Origin of the sequence: Streptococcus mitis, from assembly GCF_047464965.1 — a bacterium.
Lineage (GTDB): Bacteria > Bacillota > Bacilli > Lactobacillales > Streptococcaceae > Streptococcus > Streptococcus mitis_DU.
In genome coordinates this window covers 105,797-129,018 of the sequence record NZ_JASHAT010000007.1, presented here as the reverse complement: position 1 = coordinate 129,018, position 23,222 = coordinate 105,797, and the positions used below count along the sequence as shown (strand labels likewise).

Annotated in this window: 22 protein-coding genes, 1 pseudogene, 1 riboswitch and 1 other annotated feature; of the genes and pseudogenes, 17 read left to right on the top strand and 6 right to left on the bottom strand. The window is 42.9% G+C overall.

All coding sequences use genetic code 11. The annotated features are described in order from the left end of the window. Positions 1–262 precede the first annotated feature (262 nt). From QM408_RS06260 to QM408_RS06245, 4 genes and pseudogenes are all read left to right on the top strand, one after another. The gene (locus tag QM408_RS06260; protein WP_414373956.1) at positions 263–706 is read left to right on the top strand and encodes a MarR family winged helix-turn-helix transcriptional regulator; all 444 of its coding nucleotides are present in this window, start codon (positions 263–265) and stop codon (positions 704–706) included. A gap of 34 nt (positions 707–740) precedes the next feature. Continuing rightward, a pseudogene (locus QM408_RS06255) lies at positions 741–932 on the top strand (nuclear transport factor 2 family protein); the annotation flags it as partial. A 120-nt stretch (positions 933–1,052) separates the two neighbouring features. Next, positions 1,053–1,781, top strand: a complete 729-nt coding sequence (locus tag QM408_RS06250) for an ATP-binding cassette domain-containing protein (protein WP_414373954.1) — start codon at positions 1,053–1,055, stop codon at positions 1,779–1,781. Further along, on the top strand, positions 1,774–3,294 hold the full coding sequence (locus QM408_RS06245; protein ID WP_414373952.1) for an ABC transporter permease/substrate-binding protein: 1,521 nt from the start codon (positions 1,774–1,776) through the stop codon (positions 3,292–3,294). Before QM408_RS06250 ends, QM408_RS06245 begins: the two co-directional genes overlap by 8 nt. Before the next feature lie 136 nt (positions 3,295–3,430). Here QM408_RS06245 and QM408_RS06240 read toward each other — a convergent pair whose 3' ends face one another. Continuing rightward, the gene (locus tag QM408_RS06240; protein ID WP_033676414.1) at positions 3,431–3,967 is read right to left on the bottom strand and encodes a TetR/AcrR family transcriptional regulator; all 537 of its coding nucleotides are present in this window, start codon (positions 3,965–3,967) and stop codon (positions 3,431–3,433) included. A 132-nt stretch (positions 3,968–4,099) separates the two neighbouring features. On the opposite strand from QM408_RS06240, the gene QM408_RS06235 reads away from it, so the two are divergent. The 3 genes from QM408_RS06235 to QM408_RS06225 all read left to right on the top strand — a co-directional run bounded on the left by QM408_RS06235 (position 4,100) and on the right by QM408_RS06225 (position 6,715). Next, the gene (locus tag QM408_RS06235) at positions 4,100–4,990 is read left to right on the top strand and encodes a cation diffusion facilitator family transporter (protein WP_261051604.1); all 891 of its coding nucleotides are present in this window, start codon (positions 4,100–4,102) and stop codon (positions 4,988–4,990) included. A 333-nt stretch (positions 4,991–5,323) separates the two neighbouring features. Further along, positions 5,324–5,677: a stress response transcriptional regulator NmlR gene (gene nmlR, locus QM408_RS06230; protein WP_001022624.1), complete on the top strand. Its 354-nt coding sequence runs from the start codon at positions 5,324–5,326 to the stop codon at positions 5,675–5,677. Further along, on the top strand, positions 5,678–6,715 hold the full coding sequence (locus QM408_RS06225) for a zinc-binding dehydrogenase (RefSeq protein ID WP_261150558.1): 1,038 nt from the start codon (positions 5,678–5,680) through the stop codon (positions 6,713–6,715). Positions 6,716–6,782: 67 nt separating this feature from the next. Here the strand turns inward: QM408_RS06225 and galR are convergent, their stop codons facing one another. Next, the gene (gene galR / locus QM408_RS06220; RefSeq protein WP_000212485.1) at positions 6,783–7,784 is read right to left on the bottom strand and encodes a DNA-binding transcriptional regulator GalR; all 1,002 of its coding nucleotides are present in this window, start codon (positions 7,782–7,784) and stop codon (positions 6,783–6,785) included. A gap of 164 nt (positions 7,785–7,948) precedes the next feature. Here galR and QM408_RS06215 point away from each other — a divergent pair, with 164 nt between their 5' ends. The 3 genes from QM408_RS06215 to QM408_RS06205 all read left to right on the top strand — a co-directional run bounded on the left by QM408_RS06215 (position 7,949) and on the right by QM408_RS06205 (position 11,101). Further along, positions 7,949–9,127, top strand: coding sequence for a galactokinase (locus QM408_RS06215; RefSeq protein WP_261105108.1), 1,179 nt, complete (start codon positions 7,949–7,951; stop codon positions 9,125–9,127). A gap of 18 nt (positions 9,128–9,145) precedes the next feature. Then, entirely contained in the window at positions 9,146–10,627 is a 1,482-nt protein-coding gene (locus QM408_RS06210; protein WP_414373948.1) for a UDP-glucose--hexose-1-phosphate uridylyltransferase, read from the top strand. Between the two features lie 69 nt (positions 10,628–10,696). Beyond that, positions 10,697–11,101, top strand: a complete 405-nt coding sequence (locus QM408_RS06205; RefSeq protein ID WP_000651223.1) for a PaaI family thioesterase — start codon at positions 10,697–10,699, stop codon at positions 11,099–11,101. Between the two features lie 28 nt (positions 11,102–11,129). On the opposite strand, the gene QM408_RS06200 is transcribed toward QM408_RS06205, so the two are convergent. The 4 genes from QM408_RS06200 to QM408_RS06185 form a co-directional block, all read right to left on the bottom strand. Further along, positions 11,130–12,392 (bottom strand): nucleobase:cation symporter-2 family protein, encoded by a 1,263-nt coding sequence (locus QM408_RS06200; protein WP_150922455.1) that lies wholly within the window; start codon positions 12,390–12,392, stop codon positions 11,130–11,132. Beyond that, on the bottom strand, positions 12,392–12,973 hold the full coding sequence (locus QM408_RS06195; RefSeq protein WP_261150560.1) for a xanthine phosphoribosyltransferase: 582 nt from the start codon (positions 12,971–12,973) through the stop codon (positions 12,392–12,394). The genes QM408_RS06200 and QM408_RS06195 overlap by 1 nt, the downstream gene beginning before the upstream one ends. Before the next feature lie 122 nt (positions 12,974–13,095). Then, a riboswitch (purine riboswitch) is annotated at positions 13,096–13,191 on the bottom strand. Between the two features lie 233 nt (positions 13,192–13,424). Further along, on the bottom strand, positions 13,425–13,811 hold the full coding sequence (locus QM408_RS06190; protein WP_060805816.1) for a bleomycin resistance protein: 387 nt from the start codon (positions 13,809–13,811) through the stop codon (positions 13,425–13,427). 11 nt (positions 13,812–13,822) lie between these two features. Next, positions 13,823–14,650 (bottom strand): exodeoxyribonuclease III, encoded by an 828-nt coding sequence (locus tag QM408_RS06185; protein WP_150922457.1) that lies wholly within the window; start codon positions 14,648–14,650, stop codon positions 13,823–13,825. 133 nt (positions 14,651–14,783) lie between these two features. Here QM408_RS06185 and QM408_RS06180 point away from each other — a divergent pair, with 133 nt between their 5' ends. The 7 genes from QM408_RS06180 to trpB all read left to right on the top strand — a co-directional run bounded on the left by QM408_RS06180 (position 14,784) and on the right by trpB (position 23,062). Continuing rightward, positions 14,784–15,239, top strand: a complete 456-nt coding sequence (locus tag QM408_RS06180; protein ID WP_000675332.1) for a DUF3290 family protein — start codon at positions 14,784–14,786, stop codon at positions 15,237–15,239. After that, the gene (locus tag QM408_RS06175; RefSeq protein ID WP_000174455.1) at positions 15,236–15,871 is read left to right on the top strand and encodes a DUF421 domain-containing protein; all 636 of its coding nucleotides are present in this window, start codon (positions 15,236–15,238) and stop codon (positions 15,869–15,871) included. The genes QM408_RS06180 and QM408_RS06175 overlap by 4 nt, the downstream gene beginning before the upstream one ends. Before the next feature lie 54 nt (positions 15,872–15,925). Then, a complete protein-coding gene (locus tag QM408_RS06170) occupies positions 15,926–17,671 on the top strand; it encodes an ABC transporter ATP-binding protein (protein WP_265487057.1) in 1,746 nt (581 codons plus the stop codon). Further along, positions 17,661–19,403 carry an ABC transporter ATP-binding protein gene (locus QM408_RS06165; protein WP_261150564.1) on the top strand — a complete coding sequence of 581 codons (1,743 nt, stop codon included), beginning with the start codon at positions 17,661–17,663 and terminating at the stop codon, positions 19,401–19,403. Before QM408_RS06170 ends, QM408_RS06165 begins: the two co-directional genes overlap by 11 nt. Before the next feature lie 183 nt (positions 19,404–19,586). Next, positions 19,587–20,279 (top strand): sugar transferase, encoded by a 693-nt coding sequence (locus QM408_RS06160; protein WP_261023637.1) that lies wholly within the window; start codon positions 19,587–19,589, stop codon positions 20,277–20,279. A 42-nt stretch (positions 20,280–20,321) separates the two neighbouring features. Further along, positions 20,322–21,551, top strand: a complete 1,230-nt coding sequence (locus QM408_RS06155) for a DegT/DnrJ/EryC1/StrS family aminotransferase (protein ID WP_261051614.1) — start codon at positions 20,322–20,324, stop codon at positions 21,549–21,551. Between the two features lie 40 nt (positions 21,552–21,591). Next, positions 21,592–21,817, top strand: a binding site (T-box leader). 66 nt (positions 21,818–21,883) lie between these two features. Next, complete coding sequence (trpB, locus tag QM408_RS06150) at positions 21,884–23,062, top strand: tryptophan synthase subunit beta (RefSeq protein WP_237447349.1); 1,179 nt, start codon at positions 21,884–21,886, stop codon at positions 23,060–23,062. Positions 23,063–23,222 lie beyond the last annotated feature (160 nt).

Below are 23,222 nucleotides of genomic sequence, written 5' to 3'. Positions count from 1 at the left end.
CATATGAATCTTTCTAATGAGTTGTTTTGTCGCTTTTCATTATAGATCTTATGGGACTTTTTTTCTACAACAAAATAGGCTCCATAATATCCATAGGGGATTTACCCACTACAAATATTATAGAGCCATTAAAATCTTCTACCTTGGGTAGGAGATTTTTTTACTGGGAAAAATTATTTCCAAATCGAAATAGTTGACAGTTAGAACGATGAGTGTTACAATTGTTTTATTCTTTTCGATATCGAAATAAATTGGAGGTGTTATGAAGGATAGTCATTTGCTAGCCCATCATATTCGTTTGTTGAATGGGCGGATTTTTCAAAAGTTACTGAGCCAAGATCCTGAAGCTCTTTATCGGAGTGAACAGGGCAAGATTTTAGCGGTTTTATGGAATAGTAAAACTGGCTGCGCAACTGCGACAGATATTGCTCTGGAAACTGGGCTTGCTAATAATACACTGACGACGATGATTAAAAAGCTAGAGGAACAAAATCTTGTAACTATTAGTCCATGTGGAAAAGATAAGCGTAAGAAGTATTTGGTTTTAACAGAGTTGGGCCAGTCTCAGAAAGAAGTGGGGCATCGTGTCAGTCAGAAATTGGATACGATCTTTTACAAAGGATTTTCAGAGGAAGAAATTCGTCAGTTTGAAGCCTTTCAAGAAAGAATTTTGGATAATCTGAAAGAGGAGGAAAATGAGGTTTAAAATGGAGCAAATTAGCTGTTTATAAGTAAAGACCACTTTTGACTTTGTTTTCCAACTCTTAGGACAAGGAAACTATGTGGTTAGCTATGGTCAGACTCAGATTGGTGGAGTTGCCTATGCCCAGTATGACATCTTCCGTCTAGAAAACGGGAAAATTGTGGAACATTGGGATAATAAGGAAGTTATGCCTAAGATAGAAGACTTGACCAACCGAGGAAAGTTTTAATACTCTTCGAAAATCAAATTCAAACCGCGTCAACGTCGCCTTGCCGTACTCAAGTACAGCCTGCGGCTAGTTTCCTAGTTTGCTTTTTGATTTTCATTGAGTATAAATTGAGGATACAGAATGATTGAATACAAAAATGTAGCTTTGCGTTACACAGAAAAAGATGTTTTGAGAGATGTCAATTTACGAATTGATAATGGAGAGTTTATGGTTTTGGTTGGGCCATCTGGGTCCGGTAAGACAACCATGATCAAGATGATTAACCGTCTTTTGGAACCAACTGATGGAAATATTTACATGGATGGCAAGCGCATCAAAGACTATGACGAGCGGGATCTTCGTCTTTCTACTGGTTATGTTTTACAGGCTATTGCCCTATTTCCTAATCTAACGGTCGCGGAAAATATTGCCCTGATTCCTGAGATGAAGGGATGGACTAAGGAAAAAATTGCTCAGAAAACAGAAGAGCTTTTGGACAAGGTTGGCTTGCCAGTAGCTGAGTATGGACATCGACTTCCGAGTGAATTGTCTGGTGGAGAACAGCAACGGGTTGGAATTGTACGGGCTATGATTGGTCAGCCTAAGATTCTCCTCATGGATGAACCCTTTTCAGCCTTGGATGCTATTTCGAGAAAACAGTTGCAGGTTCTGACTAAAGAATTGCATAAAGAGTTTGGAATGACAACGATTTTTGTGACCCATGATACGGATGAAGCTTTGAAATTAGGTGACCGTATTGCTGTCTTGCAGGATGGAGAGATTCGTCAGGTGGCGAACCCCGAGACCATTTTAAAAGCTCCTGCCACAGAATTTGTAGCAGATTTGTTTGGAGGTAGTGTTCATGACTAATTTAATTGCAACTTTTCAGGATCGTTTTAGTGATTGGTTGACAGCTCTCTCTCAACATTTGCAGTTGTCACTTTTGACCTTGTTACTAGCTATTTTTATCGCGGTTCCCTTGGCTGTTTATCTTCGCTATCATGAGAAGATGGCGGATTGGGTCTTGCAGATTGCAGGGATTTTTCAGACCATCCCGTCTCTGGCCTTACTGGGACTCTTTATTCCTTTGATGGGAATTGGGACTTTACCGGCATTGACAGCTCTAGTAATCTATGCGATCTTTCCGATTTTGCAAAATACCATCACTGGGCTAAAGGGAATTGATCCGAGTCTACAGGAGGCTGGGATCGCCTTTGGGATGACTAGATGGGAGCGTCTCAAGAAGTTTGAAATTCCGCTTGCCATGCCTGTTATGATGTCTGGGATTCGGACGGCAGCTGTCTTGATTATCGGTACAGCAACCTTGGCGGCCTTGATTGGGGCAGGGGGACTAGGTTCCTTTATCCTTTTGGGAATTGACCGTAATAATGCCAGTCTGATTTTGATTGGGGCACTTTCTGCTGCAGTGCTTGCTATTGCCTTTAACTTCCTACTAAAAGTGATGGAAAAGGCAAAATTGCGGACGATTTTTTCTGGTTTTGCCTTGGTGACAATATTGCTCGGTCTGTCTTATAGCCCAGCCCTCTTAGCTCAAAAAGAGAAGGAAAACTTGGTGATTGCTGGGAAATTGGGACCGGAACCAGAAATTTTGGCCAATATGTATAAGTTGCTGATTGAAGAAAATACCAGCATGACTGCGACTGTTAAACCAAATTTTGGGAAAACAAGCTTTCTTTATGAAGCTTTGAAAAAAGGCGATATTGATATCTATCCTGAATTTACTGGTACGGTGACTGAAAGTTTGCTGCAACCATCACCGAAAGTGAGTCATGAGCCAGAGCAAGTTTATAATGTGGCGCGTGATGGTATTGCCAAACAGGATCATCTAGCCTATCTCAAACCTATGTCTTATCAAAATACCTACGCTGTAGCTGTTCCGAAAAAGATTGCTCAAGAATATGGCTTGAAGACCATTTCGGACTTGAAAAAAGTGGAAGGGCAGTTGAAGGCTGGTTTTACTCTCGAGTTTAATGACCGTGAAGATGGCAATAAGGGCTTGCAATCAATGTATGGTCTCAATCTCAATGTAGCGACCATGGAGCCAGCCCTTCGCTATCAGGCTATTCAGTCGGGCGATATTCAAATCACGGATGCCTATTCGACTGATGCGGAATTGGCACGTTACGATTTACAGGTTTTGGAAGATGACAAGCAACTCTTCCCACCTTATCAAGGGGCTCCACTAATGAAAGAAGCTCTCCTCAAGAAACATCCAGAGTTGGAAACAGTTCTCAATAAATTGGCTGGTAAAATTACTGAAAGCCAGATGAGCCAGCTCAACTACCAAGTTGGTGTTGAAGGCAAGTCAGCAGAGCAAGTAGCCAAGGAGTTTCTACAAGAACAAGGTTTGTTGAAGAAATAGCTTGAAAAGCTAAACTCAACTTGGTTAAATGTCTATATAGAAGAATGCTCAGACAATGTCGTCTGGGCTTTTTTGATTGTTGAAAAGATAAAAACTCAGTAGCCTAGAAATAAGGCAACTGAGCTCTACTCTGTATTCAATTTTTAGGAATGAGAAGGTCTAGATAAAACTGGACAACTTCCTGGTATGTAAAGTCTTGTCCTTTTTTGAGCCACCAGGTCAATGTCTCGATAAAGTTGGACACGACCAAGTGTTGGAGGTAAGAAGTAGGCAGATTAGTGTGGGCTTCTTTTAACTCATCAGCCAACATGGGATAGACATGGTGTTCTAGCTCTTTATGGAGTTGACGGAGGAAGTAGTCATTTTTGGAAAATAGCAGACTGGTGATATGGTCTTGGTTTTTCTGAAAATGAAGAAAGAGGTGGGCGAGGTAGTCCTCAGTTGAAATGGGTTGCTCTCTTTCAAAGAGATGATGAAAGAGGTAGCGGCAAAGCTCGTCCAGAAGTAGTTCCTTGCTCTCATAGTGACAGTAAAAGGTGGAACGTCCAACATCTGCGAGTTCAATGATATCCTGAACTGTAGTGGATTCGTAGCCCTTATCGTTCAAAAGTTGTAGAAAAGCTTGAAAGATGGCTTTTTTTGTTTTGCTGATACGGCGGTCAATCTTAGTCATATAGACACTTGAGGCAAATTGTTCAGAACTGAATAAAGCTGACCTTTTGCTTCTATCCTTTCTTTGAGTTTTAGTGGATAATGATAATGAACAAGGTGTTCATAAATCTATTATAACAAAGGAATGAGAAAGATGAAGGCAAAATATACTGTTTGGATAGCTTTTTTCTTAAATTTAAGCTATGCTATTGTTGAGTTTATCGCAGGAGGAATATTTGGTTCGAGTGCCGTTCTCGCTGATTCTGTTCATGACTTGGGGGATGCTATAGCCATTGGCATATCAGCCCTTCTAGAAACAATCTCCAATCGTGAAGAAGATAGGCATTATACCTTGGGTTACAAGCGATTTAGTCTTTTAGGGGCCCTGGTGACTGCTGTGATTCTTATCACAGGATCCATTCTAGTGATCTTGGAAAATATAACTAAACTTTTGAATCCACAGCCCGTTAATGACGAAGGCGTCCTCTGGCTAGGAATCATTGCAGTCAGTATCAATGTGCTAGCTAGTCTAGTAGTTCGTAAGGGAAAGACAAAGAACGAGTCAATTCTGAGCCTGCACTTTTTGGAAGATACTCTAGGTTGGTTGGCTGTCATTCTAATGGCGATTATCCTCCGATTTACAGATTGGTATATCCTTGATCCGCTCTTATCGCTTGTCATTTCCATCTTCATTCTAACAAAAGCTATTCCTCGATTTTGGAGCGCACTCAAGATTTTCCTGGATGCTGTGCCAGAAGGACTAGAGACAGGTGATTTGGAGAAGGATTTGGAGGCTCTGACCAATGTCAAAAGTGTCAATCAACTTAGCATTTGGTCCATGGATGGTCTAGAAAATAATGCTATTATCCATATCTGTTTAGAGGATTGGGAGGAGATGACGGAAACAAAGAATCAAGTACGTCAGCTCTTAGAAGAAAGAGGTGTGCAGAATATTACTATCGAAGTGGACACCAGTCAAAGCAATCATGCGCAACATAAGCGAAAGGTAACAGCCTTAGGGCAATCCCATGGGCATCAACACTAGAAAAAGCGGCTGAGACAAAACTCAATTTCAAGAGAAAATGAAGTAAATCTTCATACAAAAAAACGTATAGTATCAAGGGTTTTCAATGTCTGATACTATGCGCTTTTTGCTTTTAAAGACTTTTTTTCCAGTTTCTTTGGTATCATATTTGAAAGACGCTTTCCCCAACCTCTTTCTTTGATTGATGAAAAGGTATGCTAATAAGAGAACTGATAATGATAAAAAATTTTTCGATTAGACGCAAAATGCTTGACTTAGAGTCAACTCAAAATTATATAATAAGATAAGTGAGTTAGAATAGCTTAAATTCAGTGAATGAGAGGAGGTTAGTGTATGAATATTAAATCTGCTAGTGACTTGTTGGGAATTTCAGCGGATACGATTCGGTACTATGAACGGGTTGGTCTTGTGCCACCGATTACTCGAACTGCAACTGGAATTCGTGATTTTCAAGATCATGATATTGAAGCTCTGGAATTTATTAAGTGTTTTCGTTCGGCAGGTGTCTCTGTAGATAGTTTAGTTGACTATATGTCTCTCTACCAAAAGGGGGATGAAACGCGAGAGAAAAGGCTTGGTATTTTAGAAGAGGAAAAGAAAAAATTAGAGGAGCGCTTGTCTCAGTTACAGGTGGCTTTAAATCGCTTAAATCTCAAAATTAAACTTTACAAGGAAGGAAAAATTTAAATGAAATCAGCAGTATATACAAAGGCAGGTCAGGTTGGTCTTGCTACAATTGAACGTCCGCAAATTATAGACGCAGATGATGCGATTATTCGTGTAGTTCGTGCGTGCGTTTGCGGATCGGATCTATGGAGGTACCGTAATCCAGAAACGAAAGCTGGACACAAAAATAGTGGACACGAAGCGATTGGGATTGTCGAAGAAACTGGGGAATCCATTACGACGGTGAAACCAGGTGACTTTGTCATTGTCCCTTTTACCCATGGATGTGGTGAATGTGATGCCTGTCTTGCTGGCTTTGACGGTTCTTGCGATAATCATCCTGGTAACAACTGGTCAGGTGGTGTCCAGGCGGAATATATCCGATTCCACTATGCCAATTGGGCGCTGGTTAAAATTCCAGGACAACCTTCAGATTATAGCGAAGGTATGCTAAAGTCCCTTTTGACTCTTGCTGATGTGATGCCGACAGGCTATCATGCGGCGCGCGTTGCAAATGTTCAAAAAGGGGACAAGGTTGTTGTTATCGGTGATGGGGCTGTTGGTCAATGTGCTGTCATCGCAGCTAAAATGCGTGGAGCATCGCAAATTATCCTTATGAGTCGTCATGAAGATCGTCAAAAGATGGCTCTGGAGTCAGGTGCGACAGCTGTTGTAGCTGAACGTGGTCAAGAAGGAATTACCAAGGTGCGTGAAATTCTCGGTGGGGGAGCAGACGCAGCACTTGAATGTGTTGGAACGGAAGCAGCGATTGATCAAGCACTTGGTGTTCTCCATAATGGAGGGCGCATGGGCTTTGTTGGTGTACCGCACTATGAAAATCGTGCCATTGGCTCAACCTTTGGTCAAAATACAATAATCGGAGGTGGTCCAGCTTCTGTCACAACATATGATAAGCAATTTTTACTAAAAGCCGTCCTTGATGGTGATATCAATCCAGGCCGTGTCTTTACTTCAAGCTATAAATTAGAAGATATTGATCAAGCTTATAAAGATATGGATGAACGTAAGACCATTAAGTCTATGATTGTGATGGCCTAAAAAAGAAAATCCTAATGGAGATTTGAGACTCTCTATTAGGATTTTTTGTCATTTTTAATTTGTGGAGTTATGGCAGAGTACTCTCTCTCAATGTCAGTCTGGTTCCCAGCATGGTTAGGCTAGGGATTTTCCGACCGTGGAGTACTTCCTTATTAAGAATATCCATACCTGCTCGGCCCATTTCTTCGGTATAGACGGTGATGCTAGAGAGGGGAGGATAGACTTGCTTGGTCAGGCTAGTATCGTTAAAGGAAATAAGACTGACGCGGTCTGGCAGGTTGATTCCAGCTTCTTGGAGCGCACGGAGGGCACCGATGGCTAAACTATCGCTAGCTGCAAAAAAGGCTGGTGGGAGTTGGTCTCCCAAGTTCTGAATGGCCTCCTTCATCAAGTCATAGCCAGACTGGGCGGTAAAGCTTCCTTGAAAGACTAATTCATCATGATAGATTCCTTTTGTTTGACTGTAGTTTCTAAAATTTTCCAGTCGCTTATCCTCAATGATTTCTTCTTGGTCGGTTGTTTCTTCAAGGCCTGTTAGAATCCCGATGCGGTCCATCCCTTGGCTGAGAAAATAATCGACAACCTGTTTCATGGCAGTGTAAAAGTCTGTGATAATGCAGGTATGTCCCAGGGAAAGTGTATCGCTGTCTAGAAATACAAGAGGCTTTTGGTATTCTTCAAAGGCAGAAATCTGAGCTCGACTAAACTTTCCGATGCAGAGAATCCCAATCACTTCCTCGCTTAGGGTAAAAGGATGGTCATTAAAATAGCGCAAGATATCATAGTCCAACTCTTGGGCTCTTTTTTCAATACCCAAGCGAATCTGGTAGTAGTAAAGGTCGTCCAGTTCTCCTTGTTCACTGACCCATTGGATAATGGCAATCTTTTGCTTGGGTTTGTGGGAATCGCCTGTCTTGAGGTGCTTGGTGTAGCCCAGTTCTTCAGCAACGGTTAAAATACGGTGTCTGGTTTCTTCTGTAACAGATAGGCTCTGGTCGCGATTGAGGACGCGGGATACGGTCGCGATAGAGACAGAGGCTAGCTGTGCAATGTCTTTTAAGGTAGCCATAAATCCTCCTTCTTTAAGGTTAGTATATCATATTTTTCTGCTTTTTACTGATAGTTTAGTAAAATTTTAGTAAAAAGGATTGACCTTGGAAAATCCCTTGGATACAATAGAAGAAAACGATTACATGTTAAGGTGGCTTAACGGACAGTCAAAGGAGAATTCAAATGACACAACATCTTACTGCAGAAGCACTTCGCAAAGACTTTCTTGCTGTTTTTGATCAAGAAGCAGACCAAACTTTCTTTTCACCAGGTCGTATCAATTTGATTGGTGAACACACGGACTACAACGGTGGGCACGTTTTTCCAGCTGCTATTTCCTTGGGAACTTACGGTGCAGCTCGTAAGCGTGACGACCAAGTTTTACGTTTCTACTCAGCTAATTTTGAGGACAAGGGCATTATCGAAGTGCCTCTCGCTGACCTCAAGTTTGAAAAAGAGCACAATTGGACCAATTATCCAAAAGGGGTTCTTCATTTCTTGCAAGAAGCTGGTCATGTGATTGACAAAGGTTTTGATTTCTTTGTTTATGGGAATATCCCAAATGGTGCTGGTTTGTCTTCTTCAGCATCCTTGGAACTTTTGACAGGGGTCGTGGCAGAGCATCTCTTTGATTTAAAATTAGAGCGTCTCGATTTGGTTAAAATCGGAAAACAAACAGAAAACAACTTTATCGGAGTCAACTCTGGCATTATGGACCAGTTTGCTATCGGTATGGGTGCAGACCAACGTGCTATTTACTTAGATACTAACACTTTAGAGTATGATTTGGTACCACTTGATTTGAAGGACAATGTCGTTGTTATTATGAACACTAACAAACGCCGTGAATTGGCGGACTCTAAATACAATGAACGTCGTGCTGAGTGTGAAAAAGCAGTGGAAGAATTGCAAGTAGCCTTAGATATTCAGACCTTGGGTGAATTGGATGAGTGGGCCTTTGACCAATATAGCTATCTGATTAAAGATGAAAATCGTTTGAAACGTGCTCGCCATGCTGTGCTTGAAAATCAACGTACCCTTAAAGCTCAAGCAGCCCTCCAAGCAGGAGATTTGGAAACATTTGGTCGTTTGATGAATGCGTCACACGTTTCCCTAGAGCATGACTATGAAGTAACTGGTTTGGAATTGGATACTCTTGTTCACACAGCTTGGGATCAAGAAGGAGTTCTCGGTGCTCGGATGACAGGGGCAGGTTTTGGCGGATGTGCCATTGCCTTGGTGCAAAAAGACACTGTTGATGCCTTTAAGGAAGCTGTTGGCAAACACTACGAGGAAGTAGTTGGCTACGCTCCAAGCTTCTATATCGCTGAAGTTGCAGGTGGCACTCGCGTCCTTGACTAGTTAAAAGGAGGCTCTATAGTGACCTTAGTAGATAAATTTGTAATACACGTTATTGCTGAAAGTTCATTTGAGGAAATGGATCGAATCTACCTGACCAATCGTGTCTTGGCACGAGTGGGAGATGGTGTTTTGGAAGTTGAGACTGGTCTAGATAAATTGATTGACCTCAAAGACCAGTTGGTTGAGGAAGCCGTTCGATTAGAGACGATTGAGGATAGTCAGACTGCGCGTGAAATTCTTGGTGCTGAACTGATGGACTTGGTGACTCCTTGTCCAAGTCAGGTCAATCGTGACTTTTGGGCGACCTATGCCCGATCTCCTGAGCAAGCGATAGCGGATTTTTACCAGCTCAGCCAGAAAAACGACTATATCAAACTCAAGGCCATTGCTAAAAATATCGCTTATCGTGTTCCATCTGATTACGGTGAACTTGAAATTACCATCAACCTCTCTAAGCCTGAAAAGGATCCGAAAGAGATTGCGGTGGCTAAGTTGGTGCAAGCTAGCCATTATCCCCAGTGTCAGCTTTGTATAGAGAACGAAGGCTACCATGGTCGGGTTAACCACCCAGCTCGCAGCAACCACCGTATTATCCGTTTTGAAATGGCTGGTCAGGAATGGGGCTTCCAGTATTCGCCCTATGCTTACTTTAATGAGCACTGTATTTTCTTAGATGGCCAGCATCGTCCTATGGCTATTAGTCGTCAGAGTTTTGAACGTTTGCTGGCTATCGTAGAGCAGTTTCCGGGCTATTTTGCGGGTTCAAATGCGGACTTAGCAATTGTGGGAGGTTCTATCTTGACTCATGATCACTATCAGGGAGGCCGTCACGTATTTCCTATGGAATTGGCTCCTCTGCAAAAGACTTTTTCTTTTGCTGGTTTTGAGCAGGTCAAGGCTGGGATTGTCAAGTGGCCTATGTCAGTGTTGCGTTTGACTTCGGATTCCAAAGAAGATTTGATCAACTTAGCTGACAAGATTTTGCAGGAATGGCGTCAGTATTCAGACCCTGCCGTGCAGATTTTGGCAGAGACAGACGGGACACCGCATCACACCATCACACCTATAGCGCGTAAGCGTGATGGACAGTTTGAGTTGGACTTAGTCTTGAGAGACAATCAGACTTCTGCAGAACATCCTGATGGCATCTATCATCCTCACAAGGATGTCCAACATATCAAGAAGGAAAATATCGGCTTGATTGAGGTCATGGGCTTGGCAATCTTGCCACCACGTCTGAAAGAAGAAGTGGAGCAAGTCGCTAGCTATCTTGTAGGAGAAGCTGATGCAGTTGCCGACTATCATCAGGAATGGGCAGACCAACTCAAAGTCCAACATCCAGACATAACAGATAAAGAAAAAGCCCTTGAAATCGTCAAAGACTCTGTTGGTGCTATCTTTGCGCGTGTACTTGAGGATGCAGGAGTCTACAAGCAGACGGAACAAGGGCAGACAGCTTTTATGCGCTTTGTGGAGCAGGTCGGAATTTTGCCAGACTAGGAGCTTTCTCCTTGCACAGTCCTATAAAAAGTAGTATCATAGTGTCGTTTGAAATATCAGGAGGAAACCATGAAAGACTTTCATTTTGACGCTATATCTGCCTTTGAAAATTATGAAATTGAACAAATGAGAGATGGTCACGTTGTGGTGACGACCAAAGTAGTGGACTCGTCTCTCAACTACTATGGCAATGCCCATGGTGGCTATCTCTTTACCCTTTGCGACCAGATCAGTGGTTTGGTGGTCATATCTCTGGGGCTTGATGGAGTGACGCTCCAGTCTTCTATCAACTACCTCAAAGCAGGAAAACTCGACGATGTGCTGACCATTAAAGGAGAATGTGTCCACCAAGGACGCACAACCTGCGTCGTGGATGTCGATATCACCAATCAAGAAGGCAGAAATGTCTGTAAAGCAACCTTTACCATGTTTGTTACAGGCCAAAGGTCAGAAGACAGACAGGTAAGGATATAACATAAAAAGAGGCTCGCACCTCTTTTTCTTATTTCTTTTTATGATTTAATACGGCATTGAGGACAATAGCGAGTAGGCTAGCTACGACGATTCCGTTTGAGAAGAACATTTGGAAGGCTGTTGGCATGCTGACAAAGAGATTACTGTTGTTGAGTCCGACACCTGCAGCGATTGATACAGCTGCAATAAGGAAGTTGTGTTCATTGTTAGCAAAGTCAACACGAGCGAGAATTTGCATCCCTTGAATAGATACAAAACCAAACATCACCAGCATGGCACCACCGAGGACAGGGCTTGGAATGATTTGGGCAAGGGCGCCAAACTTAGGAAGGAGTCCAAGGAGAACCAGGAAACCAGCTGCGTAGTAGATTGGTAGGCGAGTCTTGATACCTGACAATTTAACCAAACCAACGTTTTGTGAAAATCCTGTGTAAGGGAAGGTGTTAAAGATTCCTCCGAGAAGAACGGCCAAACCTTCTGCGCGGTAACCGTTGCGAAGGCGTGTGCTATCGATTGGATCTTTCGTGATATCAGACAAGGCTAGGTAAACACCAGTTGACTCAACCATAGAAACCGTTGCGATGATACACATCATGATAATAGATGAGATTTCAAAGGTTGGCATCCCAAAGTAGAGTGGAGTTGGGACATGGACAAGTGGTGCTGCCGCAACAGGAGAGAAATCAACCAAGCCCATGCTGGCAGCAATGGCAGTTCCAACAACCAAACCAATCAAAATAGAGATAGACTTGATAAATCCTTTGGTAAAGATGTTGATCAAGAGGATAATCAGAACAGTGATAGCTGCAAGCAAGAGACTTTGACCAGTTGGTTCTGGAACGTTATTTCCCATATTTCCAATAGCAACAGGAATCAAGGTTAAACCAATCGTGGTAATAACAGATCCTGTTACGATAGATGGGAAGAGATTGGCCACTTTTGAGAAGATGCCTGAAACAAGAACCACGTAAATCCCTGATGCGATAAGGGCACCAAACATAGCACCACTACCATGGCTTTGCCCAATCATAATCAAGGGAGCTACCGACTGGAAGGCAACTCCAAGAACGACTGGAAGTCCAATCCCAAAGTATTTGTTGAGTTGGAGTTGGAGGAAGGTTGCCACACCACACATGAAGATATCTGTGGAAATCAGGTAGGTCAACTGCTCAGTCGAATAGCCAAGGGCTGTCGCAATCATGATAGGAACCAGAATGGACCCTGAGTACATGGCTAGTAAGTGTTGCAAGCCAAGAACGGCTGCTTGCGAATGTTTTTCTTGAGTTTGCATTAGAGATCTGCCTCCTTAAAAATAACTTGACCATTTTCAAAACGATCCAAGCGAGCGAGTGATAGGACAGGATAGCCTGCTTTTTCAAGCAAATCACGACCATCTTGGAAAGATTTTTCAATCACGATACCGATGGCTTCGACTTTGGCACCGGCTTGTTCGATGATTTGAATCAAGCCTTTAGCAGCTTGTCCATTAGCAAGGAAATCGTCAATAATCAAGACCTTGTCCTCGGGTGAGAGGAATTTTCCAGCGATAGAAACGGTGCTGGTCACCTGCTTGGTAAAGGAGTAAACTTGGGCAGTTAAGATACCTTCGTTCATAGTGATGTTCTTAGCTTTTTTAGCAAAAATCATGGGAACGTTTAAGGCTTCAGCTGTAAAAACGGCTGGGGCAATACCTGACGCTTCAATGGTTACGACCTTGGTAATACCAGCAGAAGCAAATTTTTCCGCAAAAACCTTACCGATTTCTCGCATCAATTGATAGTCAACTTGGTGGGTTAAAAAGGAATCCACCTTGAGGATGTTATCACCCAAGATATGCCCATTCTTGAGGATGCGCTCTTCTAATAATTTCATAAGACCTCCTAAAGTCTAAAAGCCAATCCATTTGCTTGTTTAAAGTTTCTAGCAAGAAATAGAAAAAGGACCTACTTAATCTCTAAGTAAGTCCTCAAAATAGGCATGGCAAAAAAGGCCATACCTCAAGCTGACTTACTTATTGTTAGGTGTTCCGGCACCTTGTAGAAACATCGTGCCAATTCACGACATAAACAAGTAAAACGATATTTAATTTTAAATAGGCTTGAGCCAATGTTTTTATTTTACACTAAATAACTTTATAAATCAAATATTTTGTTAGTATTTTTGTTTGAAAAACGAACAAATATAATAAAAATGGGCAAAAATTAACTTATTGACTAACATTTAGAAGGTTTTTCCATCATAAAAGGCATATTATCAAGATTTTTCAAGACTTGACAATATGCCTTTTTCTAACTTTAAAGACTTTTTTCCAATCTTTATTATTCTACTCGCTAAATCTTAAAAAATAACCATCTGGATCTAAAACTGCAAATTCATGAGGATAGATATAGTGATCCCCAACACGAAATTCTCTTTTTGTCAGTTGACGATGGATGAGATAGTTAGCTGACAGCAGATTTTGGTAGAGCTGGGGGACATCCTTGATGCCAAAGGAAATATTGACACCGCGCCCGAAAGGATAGGTCAGTTGGGCTAATTCTTCTGCGCTGCCTTCTTCTAACATGAGCTGGCAGTCTTCAAGCGAGAGGAAGAGAAATTTCTCCTCGGGGCGCTCGTATTCGACAGAGAATCCTAGCAGGTCGCAGTAGAAGTGGCGTGATTTTTCGATGTCAGATACTACAAATTCAGGAATGACAGCTTGATAGTCCATTCGTTTTCTCCTTAGAGTTCAATCTCCATGACAATGGGTGTATGGTCTTGGCGCGCACCGGAGTCAATCATATCAGACTTGGTCACCTTGTCAGCCACGCGGTTGCTTGTGAGCCAGTAGTCGATTCTCCAGCCTGTATTGTTGATTTTAGAAGTCTTGCTGCGTTGTGCCCACCAAGTGTAGCGTTCTGGAACATCGCCATGAATATGGCGGAAGGTGTCGGTAAATCCAGTTGCCAAAAGGTTGGTAAATCCAGCACGTTCCTCGTCGGTAAATCCTGGTGAACGGCGGTTGCTGGCAGGATTTGCAAGGTCGATCTCATTGTGGGCCACGTTGTAGTCACCGGTTGCAAGGACTGGTTTTTCTTTGTCTAGTCCAGCCAAGTACTCCGCATATTTGATATCCCAGATTTGACGTTCTTCCAAGCGTTTGAGTCCATCGCCAGCATTTGGTGTGTAAACTTGGGTAACGAAAAATTTATCAAATTCTAGCGTGATGATACGACCTTCCAAGTCCATGGTAGAAGGGGCACCGATTTCTGGGAAAGTGACAGTGGGTGTGAGTTCTTTCTTATAAAGGAACATGGTTCCAGCATATCCTTTACGGGCAGGCTCTTGGGAAGAGCGCCACGTGTTTTCATACCCTGGAAAGAGTTCTTCTAAAATTTCCAAGTGTTTTTTTGTAGGCCCCTTGGCAGAAAGTTTGGTTTCTTGGATAGCAATGATATCAGCATTTTCAGCGACCAAGGTTTGTAGGACTTCTTGGGACAATTTCGCACGAGCTGAGTCACTAGTTAGGGCAGCATTGAGGGAATCAATATTCCATGAGATGAGTTTCATAAAGTTACCTTTTTCATTCAGATTATAGATTTTATTATACCAAAAAAAGGTCCATTTCCCCAACGTATGGCTTGAAAAATCACTCTCTTTCGTTTATAATGAAGAATGATTTTATGAAAGGGAGTGAAAATAAATGAAATTTTACTCATATGACTATGTACTTAGCCAAATCAGTCAGCAAAATGGCATCATGATTGGCTTTGGAATTGTTCTCCTAGCTATCACAGGATTTTTTGCTTTTAAAGCCTATCGAGATAAAAAGGGGACTAAGTTTCGGGAATTGGTCATGATTTTGGCCTTGACCTTGGTGGCCATGCTTTTGGTGACAATCTCAAAATACCAGACCAATCAAGCCTCTAACAACCAATTTCAAACCTCCCTTCATTTCATAGAGGTTGTTTCCAAAGACTTGGGAGTGGATAAATCAGAAGTTTATGTCAATACTTCTGCAGCTACTGATGGAGCGCTTGTCAAGGTAGGTCCAAATTTCTACCGCGCCATGAACGGGAGCCAACCAGACAAGTATCTTTTAGAGAAATTAGAATTGAATCAAACAGACGCTATTGAATTGGTGGAGGTAAACAAATGACACTCAATTATATGGAAATTTTAATCAAACTGGCCTTGGGGCTCTTCTCGCTTGTTTTTGTTATCAATGTGACAGGAAAGGGGAACCTAGCACCTAACTCTGCGACAGACCAAATTCAGAACTATGTTCTCGGTGGTATCATCGGTGGGGTGATTTACAATAGTTCTATCAGCATTCTCCAGTATGCAGTGATTTTGATGATGTGGACGATTTTGGTCTTGACCCTCAAGTGGCTCAATAACAATGTTCGTTTTGTCAAACGCTTGATTGATGGAAAACCAACTCTCCTTATAAAAAATGGGCAGATTGACCCAGAAGCCTGTCGTTCAGTTGGCTTGTCTGCATCGGATGTAGCCCTCAAACTTCGTAGCCAAGGAATTTTCCAGATGAAGCAAGTCAAACGAGCTGTGCAGGAGCAAAATGGCCAACTCATCGTGGTCCAAATGGGGGATGAAAATCCTAAGTATCCAGTTGTGACTGACGGTGTGATACAAGTCGATGTTTTGGAGTCGATTGGTCGTAACGAAGAATGGCTGCTTGATAACCTCAGCAAGCAAGGGCATGACAATGTAGCCAATATCTTTATCGCTGAGTATGACAAGGGTGCGGTCACAGTCGTAACCTATGAATAAGAAAAACCTGGGGTCTTGGCCTCAGGTTTCTATTTGCAATCAGAAAGGGATGTTATGTCCATTATTCAAAAACTTTGGTGGTTTTTCAAGTTAGAAAAACGCCGTTATCTAGTCGGGATTGTGGCCCTGGTTTTGGTTTCCGTTCTCAATCTCATTCCACCTATGGTTATGGGACGAGTCATTGATGCTATCACATCAGGGCAATTAACCCAGCAGGACCTCCTTCTTGCCCTATTTTACTTGCTTCTTGCAGCCTTTGGGATGTACTATCTGCGCTATGTTTGGCGTATGTATATCCTTGGGACTTCCTACCGTTTGGGACAGATTATGCGCTCTCGCTTGTTTGAGCATTTCACAAAAATGTCTCCAGCCTTTTATCAAACCTATCGGACTGGGGACCTGATGGCACACGCAACCAACGATATCAATGCCCTAACGCGTCTGGCAGGGGGCGGTGTTATGTCTGCCGTGGATGCCTCTATCACGGCTTTGGTGACCTTGCTGACCATGCTCTTTAGCATTTCGTGGCAAATGACGCTAGTTGCCATTCTTCCCTTGCCTTTCATGGCTTATGCGACCAGTCGTCTAGGGAGAAAGACCCACAAGGCCTTTGGCGAATCCCAAGCTGCCTTTTCCGAACTTAATAACAAGGTACAGGAGTCTGTATCAGGTATTAAAGTGACCAAGTCTTTCGGTTACCAGGCGGACGAGTTGAAGTCCTTTCAGGCAGTCAATGAATTGACCTTCCAGAAGAACCTGCAAACCATGAAATACGATAGTCTCTTTGACCCTATGGTTCTCTTATTTGTTGGTTCATCCTATGTGTTAACCCTCTTGGTCGGCTCCTTGATGGTTCAGAAAGGGCAGATTACAGTTGGGAATCTAGTTACCTTTATCAGCTATTTGGATATGCTAGTTTGGCCTCTTATGGCCATCGGCTTCCTCTTTAATATTACCCAGCGAGGGAAGGTTTCTTACCAGCGAATTGAGGAACTTTTGTCTCAGGAATCACCTGTACAGGACCCTGAGTTTCCTCTAGACAGTATTGAAAATGGGCGCTTAGAGTACGATATTGACAGCTTTGCCTTTGAAAATGAGGAAACACTGACAAATGTTCACTTTAGTTTGGAAAAAGGGCAAACTCTGGGCTTGGTTGGGCAAACAGGCTCTGGGAAAACATCTTTGATCAAGCTCCTCTTGCGTGAATACGATGTGGATAAGGGAGCCATTTATCTAAATGGTCACGATATTCGGGACTATCGTCTGACAGACCTTCGTAGTCTTATGGGCTATGTCCCTCAGGACCAGTTTCTCTTTGCGACCTCTATCTTGGATAATATCCGCTTTGGAAATCCGAACTTACCACTTTCAGCAGTCGAGGAGGCAACGAAGTTAGCTCAAGTTTACCAAGACATTCTAGCCATGCCTTATGGATTTGATACGTTGATTGGTGAAAAGGGAGTCAGTCTCTCAGGTGGTCAAAAGCAGCGTCTGGCCATGAGTCGGGCCATGATTTTAGATCCTGATATCTTGATTTTGGATGATTCTTTGTCAGCCGTGGATGCCAAGACAGAGTATGCCATCATCGACAACCTCAAGGAGACGCGAAAGGACAAAACAACCATTATCACTGCCCATCGCCTGAGTGCGGTTGTCCATGCAGATCTGATCTTAGTCCTGCAAAACGGACAAATTATCGAACGGGGCACGCACGAAGACCTACTAGCCATGGATGGCTGGTATGCCCAAACCTACCAGTCTCAGCAGCTGGAAATGAAGGGAGAAGAAGATGCAGAATAAGAAAGAACAATGGGCTGTATTGAAGCGCTTGATGACCTATCTCAAGCCTTATGGACTCCTGACTTTTTTGGCACTTAGTTTTCTCCTAGCGACTACGATCATTAAAAGTGTTATTCCCCTTGTGGCTTCCCACTTTATAGACCAGTATCTCAGCGATCTCAACCAACTTGCTGTGACCGTTTTGCTGGTCTACTATGGCCTTTATATCCTTCAAACTCTAGTTCAGTATGTCGGCAATCTTCTCTTTGCGCGCGTGTCTTACAGTATTGTTAGGGATATTCGTCACGATGCCTTTGCCAATATGGAAAAGCTGGGCATGTCTTATTTTGACAAGACGCCAGCAGGCTCCATCGTCTCTCGTTTGACAAATGACACCGAGACTATCAGTGACATGTTTTCGGGGATTTTATCTAGCTTTATCTCAGCAGTTTTCATCTTTCTGACAACCCTTTATACCATGTTGGTGTTGGATTTTCGTTTGACAGCTTTGGTCTTGCTCTTTCTCCCCTTGATTTTCATTTTGGTCAATCTCTATCGGAAAAAATCAGTGAAAATCATTGCGAAAACCAGAAGTCTCTTGTCAGATATCAATAGCAAGCTGGCTGAAAACATCGAGGGAATCAGAATAATCCAGGCCTTTAATCAAGAGAAGCGCCTGCAGGCAGAATTTGATGAAATTAACCAAGAACACTTGATCTACGCCAACCGTTCTGTAGCCTTGGATGCCCTCTTTTTGAGACCTGCCATGAGTTTGCTGAAACTTCTAGGATATGCTGTCTTGATGGCTTACTTTGGCTACCGTGGGCTTTATCTGGGAATAACAGCTGGAACCATGTATGCCTTTATCCAGTACATCAATCGTCTCTTTGATCCTTTGATCGAGGTGACGCAAAACTTTTCAACTCTTCAAACGTCTATGGTTTCTGCAGGTCGTGTTTTTGCTTTGATTGATGAGAGGACCTATGAGCCCCTTCAAGAAAATGGGCAGGCCAAAGTCAAAGAAGGCAATATTCGATTTGAACATGTGTGCTTCTCATATGATGGCAAACATCCGATTCTGGATGATATTTCCTTTTCGGTTAACAAGGGTGAAACCATTGCTTTTGTGGGTCATACAGGTTCTGGGAAATCTTCGATTATCAATGTTCTCATGCGCTTTTATGAATTCCAGTCAGGGAGAGTTCTCTTGGATGATGTGGATATTAGGGATTTCAGCCAGGAAGAGCTGAGAAAAAACATCGGTCTGGTCTTGCAGGAGCCCTTCCTCTATCATGGGACCATTAAGTCCAATATCGCCATGTACCAAGAAATCAGTGATGAGCAGGTCCAGGCTGCGGCAGCCTTCGTGGATGCAGATTCCTTTATTCAAGAACTTCCTCAGGGATATGATGCACCTGTTTCCGAGCGTGGTTCGAGCTTCTCTACTGGTCAGCGTCAGCTTCTTGCCTTTGCTAGAACAGTCGCCAGTCAGCCTAAAATCCTGATTTTGGATGAAGCGACAGCCAATATTGACTCTGAAACAGAAAGTTTGGTTCAAGCTTCTCTGGCGAAGATGAGACAGGGACGGACAACCATTGCCATCGCTCATCGCCTTTCTACCATCCAAGACGCCAACTGCATCTATGTTTTGGACAAGGGGCGCATTATCGAGAGTGGAACCCATGAGCAACTCTTGGCTCTGGGAGGAACCTATCACAAGATGTATAGTTTGCAGGCGGGTGCCATGTCTTAATACTCTTTGAAAATCTATTCAAGCCATGTCAGCTTTATCTGCAATCTCAATGCTGTACATTGATTTTCATTGAGTGTAAGAAGGAAATACTTCAAAATACAGATTTCTTTCACCGCCTTTTCCATTTTGTGGTATAATGAAAAATGTTGACAAATAGCATAATAAAAACAAAGGAGAAACAGCATGCTGAAATGGGAAGACTTGCCCGTGGAAATGAAATCAAGCGAGGTTGAGTCTTACTACCAGCTTGTCTCTAAAAGGAAGGGTTCGCTGATTTTCAAGCGTTGTTTGGACTGGTTTTTGGCCTTGGTTGTACTGGTTTTGACCTCTCCCATCTTTCTCATTTTGAGCATTTGGATCAAGTTGGATAGCAAGGGGCCAGTGATTTACAAGCAAGAACGAGTGACCCAGTATAACCGTCGGTTCAAGATTTGGAAGTTCCGTACCATGGTAACGGATGCGGATAAAAAAGGAAGTCTGGTGACTTCTGCTAACGATAGCCGCATTACCAAGGTTGGTAATTTTATCCGCCGTGTCCGTTTGGACGAACTGCCTCAGTTGGTCAATGTTCTTAAAGGTGAGATGTCCTTTGTAGGGACGCGTCCTGAAGTGCCTCGTTACACAGAGCAGTATAGCCCTGAAATGATGGCAACCTTGCTTTTACCAGCAGGGATTACCTCTCCAGCCAGCATCAACTACAAGGATGAGGACACCATTATTAGTCAAATGACGGAGAAAGGTTTGTCGGTTGACCAGGCCTATGTGGAGCATGTTCTTCCTGAAAAGATGCGCTATAACCTTGCCTATCTCCGAGAGTTTAGTTTCCTTGGAGACATCAAAATCATGTTTCAAACCGTGTTTGAAGTGCTAAAATAAAGTAGTCATGAGAAAATGAGTACAAATAAAAGGAGCAAATCAATGCCAAATTACAATATTCCATTTTCACCACCCGATATTACGGAAGCAGAAATTGCTGAAGTAGCGGATACCCTGCGTTCTGGTTGGATCACAACAGGTCCTAAGACAAAAGAACTAGAGCGTCGCTTGTCTCAATACACACAGACGCCTAAGACTGTCTGCCTCAATTCTGCAACTGCCGCTCTTGAGTTGATTTTGCGCGTCTTGGAAGTTGGACCTGGTGATGAAGTCATCGTTCCAGCCATGACCTATACAGCTTCATGTAGTGTCATTACTCACGTAGGAGCGACCCCTGTCATGGTGGATATTCAAGCAGATACGTTTGAGATGGACTATGACTTGCTGGAGCAAGCTATCACTGAAAAGACTAAGGTGATTATTCCAGTAGAGCTTGCGGGGATTGTTTGCGACTATGACCGTTTGTTCCAAGTTGTGGAGAAGAAACGTGATCTCTTTACCGCTTCAAGCAAGTGGCAAAAAGCCTTTAACCGTATCGTGATTGTTTCTGATAGTGCCCATGCTTTGGGATCTACTTATAAAGGGCAACCAGCTGGTTCTATCGCTGACTTTACTTCCTTCTCATTCCACGCCGTTAAGAACTTTACAACTGCAGAAGGTGGAAGTGCCACTTGGAAAGCCAATCCAGCGATTGACGACGAAGAGATGTACAAGGAATTCCAAATTCTTTCCCTTCACGGGCAAACTAAGGATGCTCTTGCCAAGATGCAACTGGGTTCATGGGAATACGATATCGTCACACCAGCCTACAAGTGTAATATGACCGATATTATGGCTTCCCTTGGTTTGGTACAATTGGACCGCTACCCAAGTTTGCTAGAACGTCGTAAGGAGATCGTGAACCGCTATGATCGTGGTTTTGCAGGTTCTCGTATCCATCCATTGGCACACAAGACTGAAACTGTCGAATCTTCACGCCACCTCTACATCACCCATGTAGAAGGAGCGAGTTTAGAAGAACGCAATCTTATTATCCAAGAATTAGCTAAAGCAGGAATTGCAAGCAATGTCCACTACAAACCGCTTCCGCTTTTGACAGCCTATAAGAATCTTGGTTTTGATATGGCGAACTATCCTAAGGCTTATGCCTTCTTTGAAAATGAAATTACGCTCCCTCTTCACACTAAATTAAGCGATGAAGAAGTGGACTATATCATTGAGACTTTCAAAACAGTTTCTGAAAAAGTACTAGCTTCATCAAAAAAATCGTAAAAAAGTCTTGACAAAGAAAAAACAAAGTATTAAAATAAGTTCAACAAATCAGAAAAGTAACTATTTTTGATCTTCAGGGAGCCTGTGGTGATTGTGAACAGGTGGTTGGAAGTAGTGAAAGTGGGCTGATTTTAAAAATGAATTTGAAACAATGAAAATTCGGTGCGCACACCTTACAGTGCAACTTGTTGTTAGACAAGGCAGAGATGTAAAGGGGAATAGTCCCTTTATAATTGAGGTGGCACCGCGTTACCAACGCCCTCACGCAGAGTAATTTTCTGTGTGTGGGCTTTTTCATATCTTGAAATCAATACAGAAAGAGGAAAAATTTTATGACAACTAAAGGTTATTTTGGACAATTTGGTGGTAGTTTTGTACCAGAGCCTATTCAGGCTTTGTTGGATGAGTTGGAAGTGACATTTGACAAGTACAAGGATGATCCAGAGTTTTTGGCAGAATTTCGCCATTACTTAAAGGATTATTCAGGTCGCGAAACACCGCTCTATTTTGCGGAAAGTTTGACAGAGCACTTAGGTGGCGCTAAGATTTATCTCAAGCGTGAAGACCTTAACCACCTTGGTTCTCACAAGCTCAACAACGTTTTAGGACAAATTCTTTTGGCTAAACGCATGGGCAAAAAACGAGTAATTGCAGAAACAGGAGCTGGTCAGCACGGTGTTGCGACAGCAGCGGCTGCAGCTAAGTTTGGTATGGCCTGTGATGTCTACATGGGAGCAGAGGATGTGGAACGTCAACGTCTCAATGTTTTCCGTATGGAGATGATGGGAGCAACTGTTCATGCAGTTGAAACGGGAACACGAACTCTTAAGGATGCGGTTGATGCAGCCTTTGGAGCATGGATGAATGATTTGGAAGCCTTCTATGTTCTGGGATCTGCTGTAGGTCCTCACCCTTATCCAACCATTGTTCATGAGTTCCAAAAGGTCATCAGTGAAGAATCTCGCCGTCAAATCTTAGAAAAAGAAGGTCGTTTACCAGACTACGTTATTGCCTGTGTAGGTGGTGGTTCCAATGCCATCGGTGCTTTTTCTCAGTATGTGGCTGATGAAGAAGTTAAATTGGTTGGGGTTGAAGCTGCTGGTCACGGACTTGATACAGACAAGCACGCAGCTACTATGACAAAAGGTAGTATCGGAATTGTCGACGGCATGAAGACTTATGCAGTCTTTAAGGAAGATGGAGAGCTAGCTCCAGTTTACTCTATCTCAGCTGGATTGGACTATCCAGGGGTTGGTCCAGAACATGCCTACTTTAAAGATTCTGGTCGCGTGGAATATGTCGCAGCGACGGATGAAGAAGCTGTTCAGGCTCTCCTCCTTCTCAGCAAGACTGAAGGGATTATCCCAGCGATTGAAAGCTCACACGCTATCGCAGAAGCAGTTAAACGTGCACCGAAACTAAGTAAAGACGAAATTGTCATCATCAATGTCTCTGGTCGTGGAGACAAGGACGTAGCTGCGATTGCAGACTACCTAGAAGCTAAAAAATAAAAGATGGAAAAATTACAGTCTTTTCTCTCACAGAGAGCTTGTGGTTGCTGAAAACAAGCAGAGAAAGCTGTAAGGTTGGGTCCATTTGAAACAAGAGAAAAAAACATAATTCTCAAGGGAGTGCCCTCTATCGCACAGCCTGTTACAGGAGGTTTCTGAG

What these genes read in the sequence shown, in the direction of transcription:
- QM408_RS06260 (WP_414373956.1), top strand. Translation starts at nt 263, where the DNA reads ATGAAGGATAGTCATTTGCTAGCCCATCATATTCGTTTGTTGAATGGG.
- QM408_RS06250 (WP_414373954.1), top strand. Translation starts at nt 1,053, where the DNA reads ATGATTGAATACAAAAATGTAGCTTTGCGTTACACAGAAAAAGATGTT.
- QM408_RS06245 (WP_414373952.1), top strand. Translation starts at nt 1,774, where the DNA reads ATGACTAATTTAATTGCAACTTTTCAGGATCGTTTTAGTGATTGGTTG.
- QM408_RS06240 (WP_033676414.1), bottom strand. Translation starts at nt 3,967, where the DNA reads ATGACTAAGATTGACCGCCGTATCAGCAAAACAAAAAAAGCCATCTTT.
- QM408_RS06235 (WP_261051604.1), top strand. Translation starts at nt 4,100, where the DNA reads ATGAAGGCAAAATATACTGTTTGGATAGCTTTTTTCTTAAATTTAAGC.
- nmlR (WP_001022624.1), top strand. Translation starts at nt 5,324, where the DNA reads ATGAATATTAAATCTGCTAGTGACTTGTTGGGAATTTCAGCGGATACG.
- QM408_RS06225 (WP_261150558.1), top strand. Translation starts at nt 5,678, where the DNA reads ATGAAATCAGCAGTATATACAAAGGCAGGTCAGGTTGGTCTTGCTACA.
- galR (WP_000212485.1), bottom strand. Translation starts at nt 7,784, where the DNA reads ATGGCTACCTTAAAAGACATTGCACAGCTAGCCTCTGTCTCTATCGCG.
- QM408_RS06215 (WP_261105108.1), top strand. Translation starts at nt 7,949, where the DNA reads ATGACACAACATCTTACTGCAGAAGCACTTCGCAAAGACTTTCTTGCT.
- QM408_RS06205 (WP_000651223.1), top strand. Translation starts at nt 10,697, where the DNA reads ATGAAAGACTTTCATTTTGACGCTATATCTGCCTTTGAAAATTATGAA.
- QM408_RS06200 (WP_150922455.1), bottom strand. Translation starts at nt 12,392, where the DNA reads ATGCAAACTCAAGAAAAACATTCGCAAGCAGCCGTTCTTGGCTTGCAA.
- QM408_RS06195 (WP_261150560.1), bottom strand. Translation starts at nt 12,973, where the DNA reads ATGAAATTATTAGAAGAGCGCATCCTCAAGAATGGGCATATCTTGGGT.
- QM408_RS06190 (WP_060805816.1), bottom strand. Translation starts at nt 13,811, where the DNA reads ATGGACTATCAAGCTGTCATTCCTGAATTTGTAGTATCTGACATCGAA.
- QM408_RS06185 (WP_150922457.1), bottom strand. Translation starts at nt 14,650, where the DNA reads ATGAAACTCATCTCATGGAATATTGATTCCCTCAATGCTGCCCTAACT.
- QM408_RS06180 (WP_000675332.1), top strand. Translation starts at nt 14,784, where the DNA reads ATGAAATTTTACTCATATGACTATGTACTTAGCCAAATCAGTCAGCAA.
- QM408_RS06175 (WP_000174455.1), top strand. Translation starts at nt 15,236, where the DNA reads ATGACACTCAATTATATGGAAATTTTAATCAAACTGGCCTTGGGGCTC.
- QM408_RS06170 (WP_265487057.1), top strand. Translation starts at nt 15,926, where the DNA reads ATGTCCATTATTCAAAAACTTTGGTGGTTTTTCAAGTTAGAAAAACGC.
- QM408_RS06165 (WP_261150564.1), top strand. Translation starts at nt 17,661, where the DNA reads ATGCAGAATAAGAAAGAACAATGGGCTGTATTGAAGCGCTTGATGACC.
- QM408_RS06160 (WP_261023637.1), top strand. Translation starts at nt 19,587, where the DNA reads ATGCTGAAATGGGAAGACTTGCCCGTGGAAATGAAATCAAGCGAGGTT.
- QM408_RS06155 (WP_261051614.1), top strand. Translation starts at nt 20,322, where the DNA reads ATGCCAAATTACAATATTCCATTTTCACCACCCGATATTACGGAAGCA.
- trpB (WP_237447349.1), top strand. Translation starts at nt 21,884, where the DNA reads ATGACAACTAAAGGTTATTTTGGACAATTTGGTGGTAGTTTTGTACCA.